Origin of the sequence: Undibacterium hunanense (assembly GCF_014284335.1) — a bacterium.
GTDB classification, from domain to species: domain Bacteria; phylum Pseudomonadota; class Gammaproteobacteria; order Burkholderiales; family Burkholderiaceae_D; genus Undibacterium; species Undibacterium hunanense.
The window spans coordinates 305331-326415 of record NZ_JACOGF010000006.1 but is presented as its reverse complement, the minus strand read 5'-3'; the positions used below and the strand labels follow the sequence as shown (position 1 = coordinate 326415).

Here is a 21085-nt window from a genome sequence, read left to right as displayed (position 1 = left end):
GCTAATGGGGCCGGGCATTGCAGCCGCTCATGTTTAACAAATCAATTAATCGGGATTGTACGCCAATGAGACCTACCCTGACCGCCGAAGACAAAGCTGGCCAGCAACAGGATGACCGCCGTACCAGTCGCCGCCGCAGTGGAGATGAAGCCGAAAATCAGGCCTTGCTGTATCTGCAAAAAGCGGGCTTGAAGCTGGTGATGCAAAATTTTTCCTGCAAGGGCGGGGAAATTGACCTGATCATGCAAGATGGTCCAACACTGGTGTTTGTCGAAGTCAGAAAGCGTAGCTCCATGCAGTTTGGCGGTGCCGTCGCCAGCGTCACGCCTGCCAAACAAAGACGTATGGTACATGCGGCGCAGGTGTATCTGCTGTCAAAAAAATCGCAGGCAGCCTGTCGTTTTGATTTGATTGCCATTGATGGTGACAGCATCAACTGGTTGAAAAATATTATTGTGGCCTGAAGAATCGTTAAAAATGGCGACAAGTGCCATTAATAAGCAACAAATAAGCAAAAAAACAGGTAACAAAACCTCGTTTCTGCCTGAATATTTTCAGATTGCATCCATCTGTCGTTTCGTAATGGTGACATGAGCATCCCGCATATTCCCTTGCGGTAAAGTACCGGTGGCACCCAGGGATTTGCGATAATTGCTTCGTCAGGCCCGGCCTGCCGTATAATTTGACGCACTATGACAAACCAACGCATATTGGCGCACTTTCAGGAAAGTGCCGAATTAAAGATGAGGGCGGCTGCCGAACTGGCTCTGCCTATTTCACAGGCCGTGGAACTCATGTTCCTGGCGCTGTCTAACGGTAACAAGATACTTGCCTGTGGCAATGGCGGTTCCGCCGCTGATTGTCAACATTTTGCAGCTGAACTGGTAGGACGTTTCGAACGTGAGCGCCTGCCTTTACCGGCCATGGCATTGACGACCGACACGTCCATCATGACTGCTGTGGCGAATGATTACAGCTTTCAGGAAGTGTTTTCCAAGCAGGTACAGGCATTCGGCCAGTCTGGCGATATTTTGCTGGCTCTGTCCACTTCTGGCAATTCTGCCAGTGTGGTGAATGCCGTTAACGCCGCGCTTGAACGGGACATGCGTGTAATTGCGCTGACTGGCAAGGGCGGTGGTGAGGTCAGGAATATCCTGACCGATGCAGATGTACACATATGCGTACCGCATGAGCGTACTGCACGTATTCAGGAAGTCCATTTATTGACCATACATTGTTTGTGTGACGGCATAGATGCCGCATTATTCGGAGGTGATGCAGATGAGTAAAAAAAACTGGAACAAGTTCGCCCGTCCCATGGCGATGGTTGGACTGTGCTGTGCTGCTGCCATGAGCCTGCAAGGCTGCGTGGAAATGGTGGTTGGCAGTGCGGTAGTCGGTACCTTTGCCGCAACTGACCGCCGCACTTTTGGTGCACAGACCGAAGACAAGGCGATTGTCATCAAAGGCGAGACCCGCGTCTCGCGTCTGTTGGGCAAAAATGGCCATGTCAACGTCAATTCATTTAACCGTCGCGTTTTGCTGACCGGTGAAGTGGTGGATGAAAATGCCAAGGCCGCAGCAGAGCGCGAAATGCTCGCTGTAGAAGGCGTTGTTTCAGTCATGAATGAACTGCAGGTTGCCAGTTCGTCAGACTTTGCTGCACGCTCCAACGATACGCTGCTGACCACCAAGGTCAAAGCGACTTTCGTGGACAACAAAGAGGTGCAGGCGAATGCCATCAAGGTCGTTACTGAAGCCGGTGTCGTTTATCTCATGGGCAGGGTTACACAACGCGAAGGCAATCTGGCAGCCGATCTGTCCAGCAGCATCAGCGGTGTGCGCAAAGTGGTGAAGGTATTTGAATACATTACTGAAGCGGAATGGAAAGAATATCAGGCCACGCCCAACAAGACAGAAAATAAAAATTAACTGAAATTTTAAGCGAGCAAGACCGACATGTTGTCGGTCTTGTTTTTTTGAAAGGAGGCGCAGTGTTCTTGCTGTAGTGCATGAAACTGCGCCGGCAAATCTTCCTGCCCACATGTAGCTGCCTTCCATCCCTGACAGGAGACACCATGTTCGCATTGGTATTGCTGATCGTTGCCGCCCTGTTGGTATTTTGGGTGATTGGCGCCTACAACCGACTGATCTGTGCACGCAATCATTTCAAGGCTGCGTTTTCACCGCTTGATGCCTGCCTGAAACAACGCTATGAGCTGATACCCAGCCTGGTCGAAGTTGCCAAAGGCTATATGAAGCATGAGCGTGAAACGCTGGAGGCCGTCATCGGCGCACGCAATCTTGCCGTGACCGCCATTGGCAAGGTCAGTGCAGATCCATCCAAAGCCAGCGCCGTACAGCAACTGGCAGCTGCCGAAGTGGCACTGATCGCCGCCCTGGGAAAAATGTATGCTTTATCGCAATCGTATCCAGATCTCAGGACCAACCCGCACATGATGCAACTGAGCGAAGAGCTGAGCAGTACTGAAAGCAAAATCGTGTTTTCACGCCAGGCCTACAATGACAGCGTCATGCAGTACAACATCAGTATTGAACAGATGCCTGGATCCGTGATTGCAAGGATGTTCTTTTTCCGTGCCGGTGCATTGCTGTAAGCAGGTCAGCGATGACACCGCATGCTTAAGTGCGGCCAACGATGGATGCGGTTGCCATCAATTCATCGATCAGTGCCAGCAGGATCTTGCCTGACATGCGATGCGGGTCCAGCACCGGCAAAGGTGAATATTTCAGCAGTATGGAGGGATTGATTTTCCCCATGTTGGCCTGACCCATGGTCCAGCCTGAATAACGGCGCTCAATGATTTCTTCATAATCGAGCAAAATCACATCCGTGTGGCGAGGATCGCGCAGGATATGGCCGTACAGCGTATTGACTGCATCACGACCGCCTTCCAGTACCTGCATGAAGACCTGATCGCTGTGACAGAGCACACCGGTGATGCCAAATTGTGGGTTGTGCAAACGCGACTGACCGACAATGGATTGCACCATGTCGCAGATTTTATCGTCAACAGCGCGGCTGGCATAAAGTAGGCGTACTAGCATGGTCAATCCCGGTTAACGTTTGATCAGAGATAAAAATTCACGACGCAGATTCGCATCCTTGAGGAAGGAACCGTGCATCACACTGTTAATCATGGCCGCATCCATGTCCTTGACACCACGCCAATGCATGCAAAAGTGATCTGCTTCCATGACCACGGCAAGACCGTCAGGTTGCATTTTTGCCTGTAAGGCATCGGCCAGTTGCACCACGGCTTCTTCCTGTATCTGTGGGCGGCTCATGACCCATTCGGCGATACGCGCATATTTCGACAGGCCAATCAGGTTCGAATGTTCATTCGGCATGACACCTATCCAGACCTTGCCGATAATCGGGCAAAGATGATGCGAGCAGGCACTGCGTACCGTGATCGGGCCGATGATCATCAACTCGTTCAGATGCGAGGCGTTCGGGAATTCGGTGACGGCAGGCATGGGCACATAGCGACCCTTGAACACTTCCTGGATAAACATTTTTGCCACACGTCTGCCAGTGTCCTGCGTGTTGTGATCGCTTTCAGTGTCTATCACCAGGCTTTCCAGGACGGCGCGCAGTTTTTCTTCCACCTCGGCCTGCAACTCTTCCATTTCGCCAGCTTCGATGAAATTGGCAATATTGTCGTTGGCGTGAAAGCGCGTTTTGCTGGCCGTGATACGTTCACGGATGCGCTGTGAAACCGGGACATTGACGGCTGTGTAAGCAAGGGGCGTATCGTTGGACATGCTGAAATAACCAGATATAAAAGGCTTATGGTAACTGAATTGCCGGATCAGCGTTGTTTGTGCGGTCTGACAGCGCCTCACGCTCAGCCTTCCATTGCGGCAGGCATTGAGCACAAAAACAACTGGCATCGACCTTCAGTTTACCGTCAGGCAAACTGCTCAGCGCGATAGGCGGCAAGGCCGTACACCAGCAAGCCTGGCCGGTCTGGTCTGCCATCGCGCAAGTGAATGCCGTCTGGCAGCGAGGACAAATACTCATTTGCTACCATCCTGATGGTCCTGGTCCGGACGATTGCCCGTCTCTGGCGACGACAGCGTCCGCAAGGCAGATTGCCGCACGGCTTTGCGCATGAAGGACATTTGCCCATTGAAACTGGTGCAATAGTGGCAGATAGCCAAATGCATTTTCAATTTGCTACGTTCAGACAGGCTGAGTCGCCGGTCCATACCTTCCGAAATAAGCTGGTGCGCCTGTTTGCAAGCGATAAATAATTGCATATGTTTTCCTCTGCTACTTGTGGCCGAACCAGTTCAGGTCCAGGCATTCGCGCAGCCGCAGACGTGCGCGATACAGTACTACCCAAAGATTAGACGTGGTCAGTTCCAATTCCTTACAAATTTCTTCTGTTTCCAGTTCCAGCCATTCGCGCATCATGAAGACCCGGGCCGTCTTGGCAGGCAAATTTTCAAGGCAGACTTCCAGTACGCGGAAAAAATCTTTTTGTTGTAAAGCCGCCTCTGGCGCACCCCAGCTGGGAGGATTGCCGATGACGTGGCCATTGGCATTAAATAAACTATCTATCAGGTCGTCTTCGGACTCGTCTTCTTTTGTTTCCAGCGGCTTTTCTTTTTTCAGGCTGCGCAGATGGTCGATGATCTTGAACTTGAGTATACCGGTGACGTAAGTACGCAATGAAGAATTGCCTGCAAAGCTGTCCGGTTTTTCCAGCACAGCCAGTAATGTTTCCTGAACAGCATCTTCGGCAGCGCTTTCATTACGCAATTGCAATTGTGCAAAGCGAAACAGGCCGGGACGCAAGGTTTCCAGCTGTTGATGCAGGTCGGTAATCGATGGCATAAGGGATGACATAAGTTTCGTGACGGAATTGAAAAAGCTTTCGCTGCAATTCCTGTAAAATTCGGGGATATTAAAAAACTTTCCCTATGATACCTTCAGGATACCGTCATTATGAGTGATTTGAATGCTAACACGGCAGAAACCCCTGCAGCCGAAGATAAACTGGCTGGCGTAGAGCCGGCCATCAAGGCCGAAATCCTGGCGGAAGCACTACCGTATATCCGTAAATTCCACGGCAAAACCATCGTCGTCAAATACGGCGGTAATGCCATGACCGAAGAACGTCTGAAACATGGCTTTGCCCGTGACGTCATCCTGCTCAAGCTAGTAGGCATGAACCCTGTCGTGGTCCACGGTGGTGGCCCGCAAATTGACAATGCGCTCAAGAAAATGGGCAAGCAGGGTACCTTCATCCAGGGCATGCGTATTACTGATGAAGAAACCATGGAAGTGGTTGAATGGGTACTTGGTGGCGAAGTCCAGCAGGATATCGTCATGCTGATCAATCATTATGGTGGTCAGGCTGTGGGTTTGACTGGTAAAGACGGTGGCCTGATCCGTGCCCGCAAGATGATGATGCCGGATCGTGAAAATCCGGGTGCCATGCTCGACATCGGTTTTGTTGGTGAAATTGATGCAATCAATCCGGCGGTAGTCAAAGCGTTGCAGGACGATGCCTTCATTCCCATCATTTCACCCATAGGTTTTGGTGAAGATGGCCAGGCTTATAACATCAATGCCGATCTGGTCGCTGGCAAGATTGCTGAAATCCTGAAGGCTGAAAAGCTGATCATGATGACGAATATCCCTGGTGTACTCGACAAGCAGGGCAATCTGGTCACCGATTTGTCTGCACGTGAAATTGATGAAATGTTTGCCGATGGCACGATTTCCGGCGGTATGCTGCCAAAAATCTCGTCGGCACTCGATGCAGCCAAGTCTGGCGTGAACACCGTGCATATCATTGATGGCCGCATTGAACATTCGCTGCTGCTGGAAGTGCTGACCGAACAAGCTTTCGGCACCATGATACGCAGTCATTGATGGCTGGCTTGTTGGCAGGCGGAGTGTCAGCCTGATGCGAAGACGCTCCGCGCCCCTGTGGCTGTTTGATCTCGACAATACCCTGCACAATGCGTCGCACGCGATTTTTCCGGCTATCAGCCGTAATATGAATGCCTTCCTGGCACGTGTGCTGGGTGATGGTGAGACACCGGCAGATCCTGACACGGTGAATGCCATAAGGCAGCAATACTATGCGCGCTATGGCGTCACCATGCTGGGCATGGTCAGGCACCATGGTGTCAGGGCCGATGAGTTTTTGCATGAAGTGCATCATTTCGACGACCTTGGCAGCATGATAAGGTATGAGCGTGGCCTGAAAAAGCTGCTACGCCGCTTGCCGGGCAAGAAAATTCTGCTGACCAATGCGCCGCGTGCGTATTCGGGGCGGGTGCTCCGGCACATGGGTCTGCATCGTCATTTTGATGCCCATATACCGGTAGAAGCCATGCGCGTGCATGGTCAGCTACAGCCCAAACCCTCGCGTCCCTACCTGCGCAAGCTTCTGGCTACCTATGGCAAACGAGCATCTGACTGTGTTCTGGTGGAAGACAGCATAGAAAACCTGCGTGCCGCCAAGCGGGAAGGGCTGCGTACGGTGTGGATAACTGGTTACACTCCGGCCCATCAACTGAAAAAATCTGCTGCTTGTGCCGATGTGAAAGTAAAATCAGTCATGCAACTACCGCGCCAAAGCTATCGCCTGGTTGCGCGCTGATCCCCGGCGTTCTGCATCAGATTGAGCAGAAGCTTCATTTTTTTGCTGTTTCAGACACAGAATGCTGGCAAGGGGATTGCTTAGCTGCAGGCCAGTCTTTAAAATCCGCTGCGGCAGCGATGGCATGTTGTCTGTCAGAATCTGATTCGCGTATTCGAACACTGGCATCTCTTAATTTACTTCTTACTGATAAAAACATGGCAAGCACCAAACCCGGCGAAAGAAAATTACAAATCCTCCAGACGCTGGCGGCCATGCTTGAGCATCCCAAGGGTGAAAAAGTCACTACGGCAGCCCTGGCAGCCCGGGTGGAAGTGTCAGAAGCGGCACTGTATCGCCACTTTGCCAGCAAGGCCCAAATGTTTGAAGGCCTGATCGAATTCATCGAAGCCTCGATTTTCGGATTGATCAACCAGATTTGCGAATCCCAGGACCAGGGCTTGATGCAGGCGCAGTCCATCAGCGGCATGTTGTTGAATTTTGCCGAAAAAAATCCCGGTATGACCCGTGTCCTGATCGGTGATGCGCTGGTGAATGAAGATGAACGCCTGCAATTACGCATGAACCAGCTGGCCGAAAGGCTGGAAATGGCATTCCGTCAATCCCTGCGTCTGGCCGTTAGCCAGGGTTATCTGACAGAACCCGAAGTGCAGGCGCGTGCCAATCTCTTGTGCAGTTTTGTGATGGGGCGCTGGCTGCGCTTTGCCAAGTCCGGTTTCAAACTATTGCCGACTGAGCTGGCACCCATGCAAATCGCGCTGTTGCTGCGCTGACCGTGTTGTGTAGCGGTGCGCTGGTCGCCTGACGCGACTGGCTTGACAGATTAATTGCTGGTGCCATACTCGTTCGTCACGGTGTTCTGCAATCCGCAGGACTGTCATGCAGTACTCTAAGCATCCATGAAACTGCCGGTTCGACCAGGACATTTATTCTTGTGGCGCGGCTGTGCACTGGTGATTTCGCCAGGCATAGATTCCACGCCGCATGCGCATTTCGCCCTGCAACTCAGCTATGGATTGGACCGGCCATTCCGTGCACGGCTGTCACCCGACCAGCCATGGACGGAAACCCGTAGCGCCTGTTTTGCTGCCAATCGCAGCCACCAGATCGACAGCGATGGCGGCATGCTGGCCCACCTGTTCATTGAATTGCCACGCACCAGTCAGACCGACTTTACCAGTCTGCAAGCTGCATTTGGACAGCATCCGGCCTTTGCCGCTATCGCTGCGACGCTGGCAAGCAAAGCGGCGACGCTTGATATGCAGGGCGCAGACGAGTTGCGTCTGGCCTGGCAGGCATGTGCATTGCCAGACGGTCTGTTGACGACCAATTACGATATACGCATCAGCCAGGCGCTGGCCCACATCCATGCGCAAGGTGACCAACAATGCACAGGTGCCAGCCTGGCGCGTCAGGTGCATTTGTCTGAAAGCCGCTTTACCCATTTATTCCGGCAGCAGACCGGCATGACGCTGTCGCGTTATCTGTTGTGGTCACGCATGCTGGATGCGGTGGCTTTTGTCGCCGAAGGGCAAAACATGACGGCCGCTGCCCATGAATCCGGGTTTGCCGATCTGGCCCATATGAGCCGCACCTTTCGCAGCATGATGGGAGTGGCACCTTCAGAATTGCACAGGATGGCGATTGCGTTCAAGCGCGATGCTGTTTGATGGTTTAGTCTGGACAGTGCAAATATGCAATGCCATGCAGATGGACTGTTTTGAATGCCCATGCTGCTGTGCATCAATATAAAACCAAAGGAGATCATCATGGAACCAGGCAACCCGACAAACACCGCCCAGACCACCCAGACCAGACAGATAGACTTGCTATTGGCGAAATACAGCGAAAGTCATCTGAACCCGACCAATGAACTGATACATTGCGTTTGCGTACCCGCCATCGTCTTGTCTTTTCTGGGGCTGATCTGGGCCGCGCATCCACTGGCCGCAGTGCTGGTGACGGTCATATCCCTGATCTATTACATGAGCCTGTCCATCAGTTTTGCTGTTGGCATGCTGGCCATGTCAGCCAGCATGTTGTGGATATTGTCGCAATTACCGCAGCAGTGGGTATGGCAAATCTCGCTGGGGATTTTTGTCGTGGCTTGGATAGGGCAATTCATTGGTCACAAGATAGAAGGCAAGAAACCTTCTTTCTTTGATGATCTGCGCTTTTTGCTGATAGGCCCGCTGTTTGTGCTGGGTGTTTTATATCGCCGTTTGCGTATTGCGTATTAATCACGACTTAGGTTCGGACTTAAGTTCGGACTTAGATCCGGACTTACGTAAAACCGCCCCAGCTGCGTTCCAGCTCCTTGCTTAATCCTGGATGGGTGGTGACGATTTCGGCAGGCCGCTACTGAACAGGCGCCAGGTATTGCGGCCTTCTGCCTTTGCTGCTTTCAGCGCAACGTCGGCATTGTGCAGGAACAGGCGTTGTTCTCTGGCATGCAGGGGGCAGCAAGCTACGCCAATGCTGGCGGTAATGACGATTTGTTTGCCGCGCAAGGTCATTGGTTGATGAATCGCCTGCACCAGGCGTTCTGCCAGGGTTTTTACCACATCCAGATTACCCACCTGCGGCATGATGACGGCAAATTCATCGCCATCCACGCGGCACAGGGTGTCGGTGCTGCGCAAGACTGCGCACAGGCGGTTGGCCATGGTTGTCAGGATCAGGTCGCCGGCATCATAACCAAAACTTTCGCTCAGGCCCTTGAAGTGGTCAAGGTCAATAAACATCAGGGCTGCCAGTTCATCGCTGGCGACGGCGTCATCCAGGCAATTGGTCAGCAGTCTGTGGAAATAATGGCGGTTTGGTAATTTGGTCAGGCTGTCGTGATTGTTCAGTATGGCCAGGCGGCTATCGGCCTCGCGGCGTTCGCGGGCTTCACTTTGCATATCATTTTCCCAGGCCTCCATGCGCGCCAGCACCAGGTTGAAATGCATGTTCAGGCTGCCAAAATCATGCTCGGGATCTTGCGGTGCACGCAGGCTGTAATCACCCAGGGTCGAGACTTTTTCTGCAATGACACTCAGGGCCATGACGGGATGCAGCTCCTGTAGCTGTTTTTGTGTCAGCCAGTAAGCCGCTGCGACCGTCATCAACACAGAAATGAGCCCTCCTGCCAGCAGAAAAATCAGCATATGCTGATGCAGTGGATGGCTGCTGCCATACAGCAGCACCTGGCCAATGACAGTGCTGCCGCTGGTGATAGGTGCTACTGCCATGATATAGCCGGAATGGTATTCTGAGCGGTGGCGTCTGACCAGCGAAACCGGGCTGAACTCGCTGGTTTTAATCAACTGCCCCTGAATATTCCAGGCCAGTATGGCCTGGCCATTGCGGTCATACACAGTGGCACTTTGCATGTCCTGGGTATTGGTGGCGTTCAATAGCATATTCTGTAGCTGGCGGGTATCGCCGCTGGCCATGGCGTCAGCCATATTGCTGGCCAGGGTATCGGCCTTATACATGGTTTCCGTGCGTATGCTGGCCAGCATCAGATAAGCAGACAGGCACAACATCAATAACAGTACGACCAGCATGGATATTGCCATCACGATCAGATTCTGGCGAAATATTTTTTTTGCCAGTGGCAGTCTGAAAAAAGCATTTTGCATGGATGGGAAGCGGGGCCGAAATTGTTCAGGAGAAATCGTCAATGAGCGACTATACCTTTGTGGCACAGCAATGTCATATAAAAATGCTGGAGTTGCCAGCCACAATCTTGACATCGACCAGCTATCACTTCAGCTATAACCTCGGCTATAACCTCAGCTATTACCTGTAGCGCTGAAAAACCAGAACATGCACAAGTCGGCGTCTGCGGGTAAACTGCGCCTCATCTCTTCCTTGGCCTGAAAAAGCGTGTCAGATTTTCCCAACAATGTTGCTTTGCCCTTTCCTTTGCCGCTGGCGGGGGAATGTTTTGCCCTGCTTGACGATGCCCAGGCCCGGACTGCTCAGTCGCGCCTGTACACGGGCTTGCAAGCCCGGCTGTCTTGCCGCTCCAAAGAAGAGTGGGCTGGTTTATGGCAGGATACCCAGGCAGCCTTGCAACAGGGCTGCTTTGCCGTGGCTGTCCTGTCTTATGAAACCGGGGCGCAGTTGCAGGACATTGCGCCCCGTACTGGGCAGGCACTTTCCCAGATATTACTGTTCCGGCACTGCCATGTACTGACATCGGCACAGGTGCAGGATTTCCTGAGCGCCCAATCGGTGGCCGGTGCCATGCCTGATAGTGGGGACATTGCAGGTATTGCTGGTGTGCATGCGAATGTTGATGCGACACAGTTTGATGCCGGTATAGCCAGCGTACTTGCCTATATTGCAGCGGGTGATACCTATCAGGTGAATTACACCTATCGCCTGCATTTTGATACCTATGGCTCACCCCTGGCCCTGTACCAGCGCTTGCGGCTGCGTCAGCCTGTGCCTTATGGTGCGCTGATTTGTATGCCGGATGGTGAAGCTGTCCTGTCATTTTCACCGGAATTATTTGTGCGCCATGAGCAGGGGCAGTTGCTGGCCAGACCTATGAAGGGCACTGCTGCAGCCAGTGGCGATGCCGATGAAGACAAGCGTCTTGCCGCTGCCCTGGCGGCTGACAGCAAGAACCGTGCAGAAAATCTGATGATCGTGGATTTGCTGCGCAATGACCTGGGCCGCATTGCCGCTACCGGCTCTGTCACGGTCCCCGCCCTGTTTGAAGTCAGCCGCTTTTCCAGCGTGTTACAAATGACATCGACGGTGCAGGCACAATTGCGGGATGGCCTGGGCCTGACCGAGATTCTGACTGCGCTCTTTCCCTGTGGTTCGATTACCGGTGCACCCAAGCGCCGTACCATGCAAATTATTCGTGAGCTGGAGAGAGAGGCGCGCGGTTTGTACACCGGTGCCATAGGCTGGTTTGACCCGCCGCAAGCCCATGCAGCGCTGGGAGATTTTTGCCTGTCGGTGCCGATAAGGACTTTACAATTGCAGGCGCCATCAGTACCGCAGATCAACGGTGTACGCCGTGGGGTGCTGGGTGTCGGTGCCGGGATTGTGTATGACAGCGTGGCGCAGGAAGAATTTGCCGAATGCCATCTGAAAGCCAGTTTCCTGACCGGTTTGCCAGCGCAATTTGAACTGTTTGAAACCATGTATGCCAGCCGTGAAGATGGCTGCCGCCATATTGATCGCCATCTGCAACGCTTGCGAGCATCGGCCAGCTATTTTGGTTTTGCCTGGGATGAAGCGCTGATACGGCAGCGCATAACGGAAGCCTGTCAGCAACTGCCGGCAGCACAGGTCTGCCGGTTGCGACTGGCGATCGATGCCAGACTGGGTATCAAATTGAGCAGTGGAGTGTTATCCCCGCTGCCAGCCAGGCCGACAGTCATGCTGGCGACTACAACAACGCGCGGCGATGACCTGTTTTTACGCCACAAGAGCAGCGTACGCCAGCAGTATGATGCCGCCTGGCAGGCTGCCGAGCAACAGGGGGCTTTTGATATGCTGTTCTTCAATGAAAACGCCAGGCTGACTGAGGGCGGACGCAGCAGCGTGCTGTTGAAAAAAAATGGCGTATGGCTGACCCCGCCCGTCAGCGACGGTGTCTTGCCGGGGATCATGCGCGCAGTCTTGCTGGACGACCCGGAATTCGGCTTGCGCGAATCCAGTCTGGTGCTGGACGATTTGTTGAATGCCGAAAAGATCATGCTGTGCAATGCCCTGCGTGGTGCCTTTGAAGTCGAATTGCTGCGTTGATAGTTAGTTGATCGCTAGTTGATCACTACGGATTTGAGTGCACACCACAGTAAACGACAAGCATGCAACGCTGTCATATATTTCATGTTGGAAATATAAGAAAAAGCTGCCAAAGAGCGCTTATCTGAAGTATAAAGAGTGATTACCGCCTATGCCGAGTTGTGCACGCACGTCAAAATTGACCCTGATGTTGTGCCTGAGCATAGGAAAGGTTACACTGATTAAAAATTAACCGACCGCTCGGTCGGTTAATAACATTCTATAAACAAAAAGCAAGACAGGAGACTATCCATGAAGAATCGATTCGCACTGGCGACTTTGCCAGTTATGTTGTCGCTGGTATTGGCAGGCAGTGCTTATGCGCAGATCAAGGTGGGTGTGAACGTATCCGCTACCGGCCCTGCCGCTTCCCTGGGTATCCCCGAAAAAAATACCTTCGCCTTGCTGCCGAAAGAAATTGGTGGCAAGAAGGTTGAATACATCGTGCTGGACGACGCGTCCGATACCACGACCGCAGTCAAAAATGCGCGCAAGATGATTGCCGAAGACAAGATCGATATCCTGATCGGCTCTACCATCACACCGAATTCGCTGGCAATGGTGGACGTTGCTGCTGAAAACGAAATCCCCATGATTTCCATGGCGGCATCATCAGCGATTATTTCGCCGATTGATTCCAAGCGTTTCTGGGTTTTCAAGACCCCGCAAAATGATTCTCACATGTCGACGGCTATCACTGGCCACATGAATGACAATGGCATCAAGACTGTCGCTTTTATCGGTTTTGCCGATGCCTATGGTGAAGGCTGGTACAAGGAATTTTCCAAAATCGCTGAATTGCGCAAACTGAAAATTGTCGCCAATGAACGCTTTGCCCGTAATGACACTTCAGTGACCGGGCAGATCCTGAAAATCATGGCAACCAATCCGGATGCCGTGTTGATTGCAGGTGCCGGTACGCCAGCAGCCCTGCCACAGAAGACCCTGAAAGAACGCGGTTATAAAGGCAAAATTTACCAGACCCATGGTGTTGCCAACAATGATTTCCTGCGTGTGTGTGGCAAGGATTGCGAAGGTACCTGGTTGCCAGCCGGCCCATTGCTGGTGGCCGAGCAATTGCCTGCTGATAATCCAGTCAAAAAATCTGCCTTGCGTTACCTGAAAGCGTATGAAAAAGAATATGGCGTCGGCTCGGTGTCCACTTTTGGTGGCCATGCCTGGGATGCCAGCCTGTTACTGGAAGCAGCCGCAACAGTCGCCCTGAAGAAAGCCCAGCCTGGCACCAAGGAGTTTCATGCCGCCTTGCGTCTGGCACTGGAAAACATCAGCAATCTGCCCGTCTCGCACGGCATCGTCAACATGAGCGATACCGACCATCTTGGCCTTGATCAGCGTTCCCGCGTCATGGTGCAAATCGTGAACGGCAAATGGAAGCTGTACGGTCAGGCCAACTGATTGCAGCATGTCTGAAAGAAGGGAGCTGCGGCTCCCTTTTTATTCGACATCTGAATCGAGAGAGAACATTCAAGTAATACCCAAGAAAGTCAGGTTTCCATGGATTTTTCAATTGCTGTCATCCTGGCTCAGGATGGCATTACCAACGGTGCCATCTATGCCTTGCTGGCATTGGCACTGGTACTGGTATTTTCCGTCACACGGGTCATTTTCATCCCCCAGGGGGAGTTCGTCGCCTTTGGCGCGCTGAGTCTGGCCGCCATACAGTCGGGCAAATTTCCGCAGTCTGCCAGCCTGTTGCTGGCCTTTGGCGTGCTGTGCATGATGAAGGAAGCCTGGTCCGTTCTGCGCGCCAGCCAGCCAGTCAATAATGCTGGCAAGAGCCTGCTGCTGAGCGCGGCGCGGCTGGTGCTGGCACCTTTGTGCATCTGGTTGCTGGCGCGTTATGTACCGGTACAGCAATGGCCCTTGTTTGCGCAAGTCGTACTGGCACTGGCGATCGTGATACCGATGGGGCCAATGATATACCGGCTGGCCTACCAGCCACTGGCTGAAGCCAGCACGCTGGTATTGTTGATCGTGTCTGTCGGCGTGCATTTTGCCCTGACTGGCCTGGGACTGGTGATGTTTGGAGCTGAAGGCTCACGCACCACCGCTTTCAGTGATGCCCGTCTGGAAATTGGCGCCATGCAGATATCCGGTCAAAACCTGGTGGTGATCGCGGTATCTGGTTTGTTGATCGCTGCCCTGTATTTCTATTTTGAACGCAGTCTGTCAGGCAAAGCCTTGCGGGCGACGGCTGTCAATCGCCTGGGGGCACAACTGGTGGGCATCGGGACCATCAAGGCTGGCCGCCTGGCATTTACCCTGGCGGCTGCCATGGGTGCATTGTGCGGCGTACTGATTGCGCCAGTGACAACGGTGTATTACGACGGTGGTTTCCTGATCGGGCTCAAGGGCTTTGTCGGTGCCATTGTCGGTGGTTTGGTCAGTTATCCGGTGGCGGCAGCTGGCGCCCTGCTGGTGGGATTGCTGGAATCCTATTCATCATTCTGGGCCAGTGCCTACAAGGAGGTCATCGTATTTACCCTGATTATCCCGGTCCTGTTGTGGCGCTCGCTGAACAGCAAACACAATGATGAGGATGAAGAATAATGAAAACACTCATCCAACATGGCAAATGGGTATTGCTGGTACTGATACTGTTATTCCCGCTGATGCCGGTACCTGAATTCTGGATCACCCTGGCCAACTATATTGGTCTGTATGCCATCGTGGCACTGGGGCTGGTGCTGTTGACCGGCGTCGGTGGCATGACTTCTTTCGGGCAGGCAGCCTTTGTCGGCCTGGGGGCTTACTCCAGCGCATATCTGTGCACGGCACTGGGTTATTCACCCTGGCTGGGTTTGCTGGCAGGTCTGGTACTGACCATGGTGGCAGCATTTGCCATCGGCATGATCACCATGCGTCTGTCCGGTCATTATCTGCCTCTGGGTACCATCGCCTGGGGCCTGTCATTGTTTTTCCTGTTCGGCAATATGGAAATTCTGGGTAAATACGATGGCCTGAACGGCATCCCGGCAATTACCCTTGCGGGTTTCAAACTGGATAGCGGACGCAGCATGTTTGCGCTGATCTGGGTCATCCTGTTATTGGCCATCATCGCCATCCAGAACCTGCTGCAATCCCGCCCCGGGCGCGCCATACGTGCCTTGAAAGGCGGCGGCGTCATGGCTGAAGCCATGGGTGTCAATACCGCCAGGATGAAGGTCATCATCTTCGTGATAGCCGCCATGCTGGCGAGTATTTCCGGCTGGCTGTATGCCCATCTGCAACGTGCCGTCAACCCTACTCCTTTTGGTCTGAACCAGGGTATCGAATACCTGTTCATGGCGGTGGTGGGTGGTGCCGGGCATGTCTGGGGTGCTTTGCTGGGTTCCGCTTTGCTGACCCTGCTGAAAGACAAGTTACAAAGCATCTTGCCGGTCTTGCTGGGTGCAAACGGCAATTTTGAAGTCATCGTTTTTGGTGTCTTGCTGATATTGCTGCTGCAAAGGGCACGTGATGGCGTATGGCCGTATCTTGCACGCTGGACCAGGCGTATTTTTGCTGCCTGGCTGCCAGAAGACAAGGGCATACAGGTCAAACCGGGGGCTGCCGTCCTCAATACGCGCACCAAGCCTGCTATTGATACCGTCATTCTGGAAATTGACAAGGCCCGTAAACAGTTTGGTGGCCTGGTGGCTGTCAATGATATGCAGTTTACCGTCAGTGCCGGGCAGATCGTTGGTTTGATTGGTCCCAATGGTGCCGGTAAATCGACCATGTTCAATCTGGTGACCGGGGTCTTGCCGTTGAGCGGTGGTGCCATCCGTTTTTATAGTGAGGGCCAGTTGCGCGATATCGGCAACCTGCCGTCACGCGAGATTGTCAAACTGGGGATAGGCCGCAGCTTCCAGCATGTGCGCCTGCTGGCCAGCATGAGTGTGCTGGAAAACGTCGCTATCGGCGCCCATTTGCGCGCCAAGGGTGGCGATGTGATGGAAGTGATGTCGAGTATTTTGCGACGTGACAGCAAGATAGAAAATTCCCTGCTGGCAGAAGCGCAGCGTCAACTGGAAAGGGTAGGCCTGTCCCACCTGATGCAAGAAGAAGCAGGCAGCCTGGCCCTGGGGCAACAGCGCATCCTGGAAATTGCCCGCGCCCTGTGCTGTGACCCGACGTTGCTGTTGCTGGATGAACCGGCAGCCGGTTTGCGTTACAAGGAAAAACAGGAACTGGCAGAACTGCTGCGCAAGCTGCGCGATGAAGGCATGAGTATTTTACTGGTTGAACATGACATGGATTTTGTGATGAACCTGACTGATCATCTGGTGGTGATGGAATTCGGCACCAAGATCGCCGAAGGCTTGCCGCAAGAAGTACAACAGCATCCGGCCGTGCTGGAAGCATATCTGGGTGGGATAGACTGATGACGACGCCAATTTCTACAGACTTGCCGGAAGAGCCGGTCATTCCAGTGACTTCATCCACCGAACCTGGCCTGTTGCAGACCAGGGACTTGCAGGTTTTTTACGGCAAGGTCGAAGCCTTGCAAGCCGTCAACATCCAGGTCGATGCCGGACAGATCGTGACTGTGATCGGCCCCAATGGTGCCGGCAAATCCACCATGCTCAACGCGATTGCTGGCGCACTGCCGGCGAATGGCAGCCTGCGTGGCCAAATCTTGTTGTCAGATAAAGACCTGGCCGGCGTCGCCATAGAAACCCGGGTTGCACAGGGCATGTCACTGGTGCCGGAAAAACGGGAATTGTTCGCCAGCATGAAGGTAGAAGATAATCTGCTGCTGGGCAGCTATCGCCGTTACCAGGCAGGTGAAAAAAATTATGCAGACCAGTTGCCGGTTGTATTTGACCTGTTCCCGCGCTTGAAGGAAAGACGTACTCAGGAAGCTGGCACCCTGTCTGGCGGTGAACGCCAGATGCTGGCACTGGGGCGCGCCCTGATGGCCAAGCCGCAATTGCTGATGCTGGATGAACCCAGCCTCGGTCTTGCCCCTCTGATCGTCAAGGAAATCTTCCACATCATCCAGCGACTCAAGCAAACCGGTGTTGCCATTTTGCTGGTCGAGCAAAATGCCCGCGCTGCGCTACAGGTGGCAGATTATGCCTATGTGCTGGAAACCGGACAGATCGCTTTGCAAGGCCTGGCCGCCGAACTGGCGAATGACCAGCGAGTGATTGATACGTATCTGGGGCTGGCAAAAAAAACGCATTGAAAAAGGAGTAGTTCGTGATTTCGCATATATTCACAGGTATCCGCGATTTTAACGTCGCGTTCGGTTTTTATTCGGCGCTGATGACTGAGCTTGGACTGGTGCTGAAATTCAGCGATGCAAAAAAGCCCTGGGCTGGATGGATGTCACCTGATCAGCCCCGACCGCTATTCGTGATAGGCCAGCCATTTGATGGTGAGCCTGCCAGCGCCGGGAATGGTCAGATGATTGCCTTGCTGGCACCATCGCGTGAAGCGGTCCGGCGCTGCCACGCGCTTGCCTTGGCACACGGCGCTGTCGATGAAGGTGAACCTGGTCTGCGTCCGCATTACCACCCGAATTATTATGGTGCCTATTTTCGCGATCCAGATGGTAATAAACTGTGTGTCTGCTGCCACCATGCGCAAGAAGATGATAAATAAAAATACGATCTGCTGAGTGTGTTGATTTTTTTCAAGCGACTGAAAAATTTGGATAGCAGCCTGCGTATAATCATGATTTTCCACTTTAGACGAGTGACCAGATGAGAGTCCTGCTTTGTTCTGCCGCCCTGCTGTTGACGGCCTGTGCATCCAATTCCAATGTGCTGTCGATAGGTAAGGATACCTATATGGTGTCGCGCCAGGCAGCGACTGGATTTTCCGGTTCGGGCACGCTGAAGGCAGAAGCCTTCCAGGAAGCCACGCAATATTGCGAAAAACTGGGTAAATCCTTCCAGGTCGTCAGCACTCAGGAAGCCAGCCCACCTTATATTTTCGGTAATTTTCCCAAGGCTGAAGTACAGTTCATGTGCCTCAATGCCAACGATGCCGAGTTCAACCGTCCCAAGTTGAAAAAGAATGCTGATACCGTGGTCGAAATCAAGAACGACAACCGCGGCAGGCTTGATGCTCCCGTCGCTCCTGCGGCCCCTGTATCCAAAGATGTCTATTCTGAATTGTTGAAGCTGGACAGCCTGCGCAAACAGGGCATCATTACCGAGGCCGAATTCCAGACGCAAAAAGCCAAACTGCTGAATACCAACTGACAGACAGTTCGCCAGTTTGCCGGCCATAATGGCTGGCAAATCGGTGCACAAGCTGAAACGGCACCACCTGTGAGCTGGTTCAGCTTTGTTCTTCCATCCACGCCTTCAAGCCATTCACCCATTTCGCCGCAGGCAGTTTGCTGGCGAGGCGTATTGCGGTGGCACGTTCATACAGATCGTCGAAATCAACCACGGGTGCCCGCTTGAAAGCGATGGCGACGGTGTTGGCATCGTGAACCAGCGGTAGCCAGACCACGGCGTCAAAGGCCGCTTCCAGTGCGGCGATATTGTCTGCGCAATTTGCTTCATAGTTTTGTGGATTGCCGAACAGGTTCACGGTCAGCATGCCATCTTCCTTCAGGCAGTCTGCACAGGCCCGGTAAAACGCGGGGCTGCCGAGTGCGGGGGCTTCGGCTGCGGCGTCATACAGATCGATTTGCAGGACATCGATACTGGCATGATTTTTTTCATTGCTGACATACAGCATGGCATCCATTTCCAGCACCTGCAGGCGTTCATCATCGGGTGGCAGTTTGAAATCCTGACGGCAGGCCTGTATCACATTCGGATTCAGTTCTATTGCCGTGACCCTTGTTTGTGGAAACTGGCGATAGCAAAACTTGGTCAGTGAGGCGGCACCCAGGCCTAGTTGGACGATATGCTGCGGCGCGTCGCTGAACAGCATCCACATCATCATTTGCTGTACGTATTCGAGTTCGATCTGGTCAGGCATCGCCAGTCGCATGGCACCCTGTATCGCCTCGGAAGACAGATGCAGGTTGCGGACACCGCGAAATTCGGTGATCGATACTTCCGGATGGACGATATGAACCTGCATGGCCACCTGGTTGAGAGCATACAGCTCACGGGCTTTGCTGGATTTGGTCACTGAATACACTCACTGGGCTTATTCACTGTATTTTTTACTTAATTATTTTTTTACTTAATTGGAGCTCACTTTTGGCCAGACATCAATGCCTTCGATGGCCACCATCTTTTGCCAGCTGGGGCGGACAATGATCAGCTGCGCCAGGCGATTCAGGGCTGGCCAGCCGGTGGCCGGGCGTGGCATATTGCGTGACCAGCGCATCAGCATGGTCAGGTACAGGTCTGCGCCAGAAAAAGTGTCGCCGAGCAGATAGGGGCCATTCTGTTCCAGATGCTGATCCAGTTTGTCCCAGATGGCTGCGATGCGATTCTGCAAAGCCTGGCGGGTGACTGCCGTGTGTTCTTCGTAGCCCAGTTCTGCCGGATAAAACCAGGCACGAAACGCGGATTGCAGACTGTGGCTCAGGTACATGATCCATTGCCGCCACTGGTCACGTTCTACGCTACCGGCGGCAGGCACCAGGCCGGCTTGCGGGTGGCGTTCGGACAGTAACATCAGCAATGCTGCGGATTCCAGATATGGGCGGTCATCGAAGACCAGGGTAGGTACCACGCCGTTGGGGTTCAGTCGCAGGTAGGCCGGATCTTTTTGCTGGTTCTTTTCTACATCGACCAGTTTCAATTCATGTTCTGCGCCGATTTCCAGCAGGGTCAGATGGACGATCATGCTGGCAGTGCCAGGACAGTAATACAGTGTGTACATGTTTTCCTTCAAAGCGAAATGAGTTGAGGGTGCTGTGCCAAGGCTAGATGGGGCATATGCAGCTTCAGGCGTGGTGAGTCTGGCCGCATACCGGGCAACCGGGGGTTTTGCTGATACCTATGCTGGTCCATTCCATGTTCAGGGCATCCAGCAGCAACAGGCGGCCGCTGAGTGGCTTGCCGATGTGCATGATGAGCTTGAGTGCTTCTGCTGCCTGGGTGCTGCCTATGATGCCAACCAGCGGTGCAAACACTCCCATGCTGGAGCACAGCACTTCTTCAAACACCTGATCTGGCGGGAACAGGCAGGCATAACAGGGCGATTCCGGGGTACGGCTGTCAAAGACACTGATCTGGCCATCAAAGGCAATTGCAGCACCCGAGACCAGCGGTACACCATGCTTGACGCAGGCCGCATTGACCGCATGGCGGGTGGCAAAATTGTCGCAGCAGTCGAGTACGATACTGGCCTGACTGACCAGTTCTTCCAGGCGTTCCTGTTCTGCTCTTTCCTGTAAGGCGATGATGTGGATATCAGGATTGATACCCTGCAGACTGAGCCTGGCCGAGCTGACCTTGGCCATGCCCACCCGTTCTGTCGTATGCAGGATTTGCCGCTGCAGATTGGTCAGATCGACACTGTCGTTGTCGACGATGGTGATACTGCCAACGCCTGCACTTGCCAGGTACAGCGCCACAGGAGAACCAAGGCCGCCTGCACCGATGATGAGGGCGCGTGCTTCAGTGATTTCCTGCTGACCTTCTATGCCTATCTGGTCCAGCAGGATGTGGCGGGAATAGCGTAAGAGTTGCTGGTCGTTCATCGTAGTAAAA

Annotated in this window: 27 protein-coding genes; 17 read left to right on the top strand and 10 right to left on the bottom strand. The window is 53.3% G+C overall.

Going from position 1 to position 21085, the window contains the following annotated elements; translation table 11 throughout:
- Window positions 1-65 precede the first annotated feature (65 nt).
- The 4 genes from H8L32_RS14340 to H8L32_RS14325 all read left to right on the top strand — a co-directional run bounded on the left by H8L32_RS14340 (window position 66) and on the right by H8L32_RS14325 (window position 2618).
- A complete protein-coding gene (locus tag H8L32_RS14340) occupies window positions 66-464 on the top strand; it encodes a YraN family protein (protein WP_186947906.1) in 399 nt (132 codons plus the stop codon).
- A gap of 228 nt (window positions 465-692) precedes the next feature.
- Complete coding sequence (locus tag H8L32_RS14335) at window positions 693-1289, top strand: phosphoheptose isomerase (protein ID WP_186947905.1); 597 nt, start codon at window positions 693-695, stop codon at window positions 1287-1289.
- Window positions 1282-1932: a BON domain-containing protein gene (locus H8L32_RS14330; protein ID WP_230412210.1), complete on the top strand. Its 651-nt coding sequence runs from the start codon at window positions 1282-1284 to the stop codon at window positions 1930-1932. Before H8L32_RS14335 ends, H8L32_RS14330 begins: the two co-directional genes overlap by 8 nt.
- A 146-nt stretch (window positions 1933-2078) precedes the next feature.
- Window positions 2079-2618 carry a LemA family protein gene (locus H8L32_RS14325; protein WP_186947904.1) on the top strand — a complete coding sequence of 180 codons (540 nt, stop codon included), beginning with the start codon at window positions 2079-2081 and terminating at the stop codon, window positions 2616-2618.
- Between the two features lie 25 nt (window positions 2619-2643).
- Here H8L32_RS14325 and H8L32_RS14320 read toward each other — a convergent pair whose 3' ends face one another.
- Genes H8L32_RS14320 through H8L32_RS14300 form a run of 5 tightly spaced genes read right to left on the bottom strand, consistent with a single transcriptional unit; the run spans window position 2644 to window position 4879 of the window.
- Window positions 2644-3069: a BLUF domain-containing protein gene (locus H8L32_RS14320; RefSeq protein WP_186947903.1), complete on the bottom strand. Its 426-nt coding sequence runs from the start codon at window positions 3067-3069 to the stop codon at window positions 2644-2646.
- Between the two features lie 12 nt (window positions 3070-3081).
- Window positions 3082-3789: a GTP cyclohydrolase I gene (gene folE, locus H8L32_RS14315; protein ID WP_186947902.1), complete on the bottom strand. Its 708-nt coding sequence runs from the start codon at window positions 3787-3789 to the stop codon at window positions 3082-3084.
- A 25-nt stretch (window positions 3790-3814) separates the two neighbouring features.
- Window positions 3815-4048 carry a cysteine-rich CWC family protein gene (locus tag H8L32_RS14310; RefSeq protein WP_186947901.1) on the bottom strand — a complete coding sequence of 78 codons (234 nt, stop codon included), beginning with the start codon at window positions 4046-4048 and terminating at the stop codon, window positions 3815-3817.
- A complete protein-coding gene (locus H8L32_RS14305) occupies window positions 4045-4287 on the bottom strand; it encodes a zf-HC2 domain-containing protein (RefSeq protein WP_186947900.1) in 243 nt (80 codons plus the stop codon). The genes H8L32_RS14310 and H8L32_RS14305 overlap by 4 nt, the downstream gene beginning before the upstream one ends.
- 13 nt (window positions 4288-4300) lie before the next feature.
- Window positions 4301-4879, bottom strand: coding sequence for a sigma-70 family RNA polymerase sigma factor (locus H8L32_RS14300; RefSeq protein WP_230412209.1), 579 nt, complete (start codon window positions 4877-4879; stop codon window positions 4301-4303).
- Window positions 4880-4978: 99 nt separating this feature from the next.
- Here H8L32_RS14300 and argB point away from each other — a divergent pair, with 99 nt between their 5' ends.
- Window positions 4979-5911, top strand: coding sequence for an acetylglutamate kinase (gene argB, locus H8L32_RS14295; RefSeq protein WP_230412208.1), 933 nt, complete (start codon window positions 4979-4981; stop codon window positions 5909-5911).
- 34 nt (window positions 5912-5945) lie between these two features.
- Window positions 5946-6647, top strand: coding sequence for a pyrimidine 5'-nucleotidase (locus tag H8L32_RS14290; RefSeq protein WP_186947899.1), 702 nt, complete (start codon window positions 5946-5948; stop codon window positions 6645-6647).
- 34 nt (window positions 6648-6681) lie between these two features.
- On the opposite strand, the gene H8L32_RS27585 is transcribed toward H8L32_RS14290, so the two are convergent.
- A complete protein-coding gene (locus tag H8L32_RS27585) occupies window positions 6682-6846 on the bottom strand; it encodes a hypothetical protein (RefSeq protein WP_222619354.1) in 165 nt (54 codons plus the stop codon).
- Between H8L32_RS27585 and slmA the strand changes: the two genes are divergently transcribed.
- From slmA to H8L32_RS14275, 3 genes are all read left to right on the top strand, one after another.
- Window positions 6845-7420, top strand: coding sequence for a nucleoid occlusion factor SlmA (gene slmA, locus H8L32_RS14285; protein ID WP_186947898.1), 576 nt, complete (start codon window positions 6845-6847; stop codon window positions 7418-7420). The two genes, H8L32_RS27585 and slmA, sit on opposite strands and share 2 nt — an antisense overlap.
- A gap of 126 nt (window positions 7421-7546) precedes the next feature.
- Window positions 7547-8317: a helix-turn-helix transcriptional regulator gene (locus tag H8L32_RS14280; RefSeq protein WP_186947897.1), complete on the top strand. Its 771-nt coding sequence runs from the start codon at window positions 7547-7549 to the stop codon at window positions 8315-8317.
- A 99-nt stretch (window positions 8318-8416) separates the two neighbouring features.
- Entirely contained in the window at window positions 8417-8887 is a 471-nt protein-coding gene (locus H8L32_RS14275) for an Mpo1 family 2-hydroxy fatty acid dioxygenase (protein ID WP_186947896.1), read from the top strand.
- Between the two features lie 81 nt (window positions 8888-8968).
- Here the strand turns inward: H8L32_RS14275 and H8L32_RS14270 are convergent, their stop codons facing one another.
- On the bottom strand, window positions 8969-10273 hold the full coding sequence (locus tag H8L32_RS14270; RefSeq protein ID WP_186947895.1) for a sensor domain-containing diguanylate cyclase: 1305 nt from the start codon (window positions 10271-10273) through the stop codon (window positions 8969-8971).
- Between the two features lie 41 nt (window positions 10274-10314).
- Here H8L32_RS14270 and H8L32_RS27985 point away from each other — a divergent pair, with 41 nt between their 5' ends.
- The 8 genes from H8L32_RS27985 (at window position 10315) to H8L32_RS27580 (ending at window position 18661) form a co-directional block, all read left to right on the top strand.
- Window positions 10315-10443: a hypothetical protein gene (locus H8L32_RS27985; RefSeq protein ID WP_268977628.1), complete on the top strand. Its 129-nt coding sequence runs from the start codon at window positions 10315-10317 to the stop codon at window positions 10441-10443.
- A gap of 77 nt (window positions 10444-10520) precedes the next feature.
- On the top strand, window positions 10521-12404 hold the full coding sequence (gene pabB, locus H8L32_RS14265; protein ID WP_329605187.1) for an aminodeoxychorismate synthase component I: 1884 nt from the start codon (window positions 10521-10523) through the stop codon (window positions 12402-12404).
- A gap of 291 nt (window positions 12405-12695) precedes the next feature.
- Window positions 12696-13859, top strand: a complete 1164-nt coding sequence (locus tag H8L32_RS14260) for an ABC transporter substrate-binding protein (RefSeq protein ID WP_230412207.1) — start codon at window positions 12696-12698, stop codon at window positions 13857-13859.
- A gap of 99 nt (window positions 13860-13958) precedes the next feature.
- A complete protein-coding gene (locus H8L32_RS14255; protein WP_186947894.1) occupies window positions 13959-15014 on the top strand; it encodes a branched-chain amino acid ABC transporter permease in 1056 nt (351 codons plus the stop codon).
- Entirely contained in the window at window positions 15014-16831 is a 1818-nt protein-coding gene (locus H8L32_RS14250) for a branched-chain amino acid ABC transporter ATP-binding protein/permease (RefSeq protein WP_186947893.1), read from the top strand. Before H8L32_RS14255 ends, H8L32_RS14250 begins: the two co-directional genes overlap by 1 nt.
- Window positions 16831-17637, top strand: a complete 807-nt coding sequence (locus H8L32_RS14245; protein WP_186947892.1) for an ABC transporter ATP-binding protein — start codon at window positions 16831-16833, stop codon at window positions 17635-17637. The genes H8L32_RS14250 and H8L32_RS14245 overlap by 1 nt, the downstream gene beginning before the upstream one ends.
- Before the next feature lie 14 nt (window positions 17638-17651).
- Complete coding sequence (locus H8L32_RS14240) at window positions 17652-18056, top strand: VOC family protein (RefSeq protein ID WP_186947891.1); 405 nt, start codon at window positions 17652-17654, stop codon at window positions 18054-18056.
- Between the two features lie 101 nt (window positions 18057-18157).
- Window positions 18158-18661 carry an SHOCT domain-containing protein gene (locus tag H8L32_RS27580; protein WP_222619353.1) on the top strand — a complete coding sequence of 168 codons (504 nt, stop codon included), beginning with the start codon at window positions 18158-18160 and terminating at the stop codon, window positions 18659-18661.
- Between the two features lie 79 nt (window positions 18662-18740).
- Here H8L32_RS27580 and H8L32_RS14225 read toward each other — a convergent pair whose 3' ends face one another.
- The 3 genes from H8L32_RS14225 to H8L32_RS14215 form a co-directional block, all read right to left on the bottom strand.
- Window positions 18741-19550, bottom strand: coding sequence for a spermine/spermidine synthase domain-containing protein (locus H8L32_RS14225; protein ID WP_329605186.1), 810 nt, complete (start codon window positions 19548-19550; stop codon window positions 18741-18743).
- Between the two features lie 54 nt (window positions 19551-19604).
- Complete coding sequence (locus H8L32_RS14220; protein ID WP_186947890.1) at window positions 19605-20252, bottom strand: glutathione S-transferase family protein; 648 nt, start codon at window positions 20250-20252, stop codon at window positions 19605-19607.
- A 64-nt stretch (window positions 20253-20316) separates the two neighbouring features.
- Window positions 20317-21075 (bottom strand): HesA/MoeB/ThiF family protein, encoded by a 759-nt coding sequence (locus H8L32_RS14215; RefSeq protein ID WP_186947889.1) that lies wholly within the window; start codon window positions 21073-21075, stop codon window positions 20317-20319.
- Window positions 21076-21085 lie beyond the last annotated feature (10 nt).

Bases quoted from the DNA above. Each gene is read 5' to 3' on its own strand.
- H8L32_RS14340 (WP_186947906.1), top strand. From the start codon at position 66: ATGAGACCTACCCTGACCGCCGAAGACAAAGCTGGCCAGCAACAGGAT.
- H8L32_RS14335 (WP_186947905.1), top strand. From the start codon at position 693: ATGACAAACCAACGCATATTGGCGCACTTTCAGGAAAGTGCCGAATTA.
- H8L32_RS14330 (WP_230412210.1), top strand. From the start codon at position 1,282: ATGAGTAAAAAAAACTGGAACAAGTTCGCCCGTCCCATGGCGATGGTT.
- H8L32_RS14325 (WP_186947904.1), top strand. From the start codon at position 2,079: ATGTTCGCATTGGTATTGCTGATCGTTGCCGCCCTGTTGGTATTTTGG.
- H8L32_RS14320 (WP_186947903.1), bottom strand. From the start codon at position 3,069: ATGCTAGTACGCCTACTTTATGCCAGCCGCGCTGTTGACGATAAAATC.
- folE (WP_186947902.1), bottom strand. From the start codon at position 3,789: ATGTCCAACGATACGCCCCTTGCTTACACAGCCGTCAATGTCCCGGTT.
- H8L32_RS14310 (WP_186947901.1), bottom strand. From the start codon at position 4,048: ATGAGTATTTGTCCTCGCTGCCAGACGGCATTCACTTGCGCGATGGCA.
- H8L32_RS14305 (WP_186947900.1), bottom strand. From the start codon at position 4,287: ATGCAATTATTTATCGCTTGCAAACAGGCGCACCAGCTTATTTCGGAA.
- H8L32_RS14300 (WP_230412209.1), bottom strand. From the start codon at position 4,879: ATGTCATCCCTTATGCCATCGATTACCGACCTGCATCAACAGCTGGAA.
- argB (WP_230412208.1), top strand. From the start codon at position 4,979: ATGAGTGATTTGAATGCTAACACGGCAGAAACCCCTGCAGCCGAAGAT.
- H8L32_RS14290 (WP_186947899.1), top strand. From the start codon at position 5,946: ATGCGAAGACGCTCCGCGCCCCTGTGGCTGTTTGATCTCGACAATACC.
- slmA (WP_186947898.1), top strand. From the start codon at position 6,845: ATGGCAAGCACCAAACCCGGCGAAAGAAAATTACAAATCCTCCAGACG.
- H8L32_RS27585 (WP_222619354.1), bottom strand. From the start codon at position 6,846: ATGTTTTTATCAGTAAGAAGTAAATTAAGAGATGCCAGTGTTCGAATA.
- H8L32_RS14280 (WP_186947897.1), top strand. From the start codon at position 7,547: ATGAAACTGCCGGTTCGACCAGGACATTTATTCTTGTGGCGCGGCTGT.
- H8L32_RS14275 (WP_186947896.1), top strand. From the start codon at position 8,417: ATGGAACCAGGCAACCCGACAAACACCGCCCAGACCACCCAGACCAGA.
- H8L32_RS14270 (WP_186947895.1), bottom strand. From the start codon at position 10,273: ATGCAAAATGCTTTTTTCAGACTGCCACTGGCAAAAAAAATATTTCGC.
- H8L32_RS27985 (WP_268977628.1), top strand. From the start codon at position 10,315: ATGAGCGACTATACCTTTGTGGCACAGCAATGTCATATAAAAATGCTG.
- H8L32_RS14260 (WP_230412207.1), top strand. From the start codon at position 12,696: ATGAAGAATCGATTCGCACTGGCGACTTTGCCAGTTATGTTGTCGCTG.
- H8L32_RS14255 (WP_186947894.1), top strand. From the start codon at position 13,959: ATGGATTTTTCAATTGCTGTCATCCTGGCTCAGGATGGCATTACCAAC.
- H8L32_RS14250 (WP_186947893.1), top strand. From the start codon at position 15,014: ATGAAAACACTCATCCAACATGGCAAATGGGTATTGCTGGTACTGATA.
- H8L32_RS14245 (WP_186947892.1), top strand. From the start codon at position 16,831: ATGACGACGCCAATTTCTACAGACTTGCCGGAAGAGCCGGTCATTCCA.
- H8L32_RS27580 (WP_222619353.1), top strand. From the start codon at position 18,158: ATGAGAGTCCTGCTTTGTTCTGCCGCCCTGCTGTTGACGGCCTGTGCA.
- H8L32_RS14220 (WP_186947890.1), bottom strand. From the start codon at position 20,252: ATGTACACACTGTATTACTGTCCTGGCACTGCCAGCATGATCGTCCAT.
- H8L32_RS14215 (WP_186947889.1), bottom strand. From the start codon at position 21,075: ATGAACGACCAGCAACTCTTACGCTATTCCCGCCACATCCTGCTGGAC.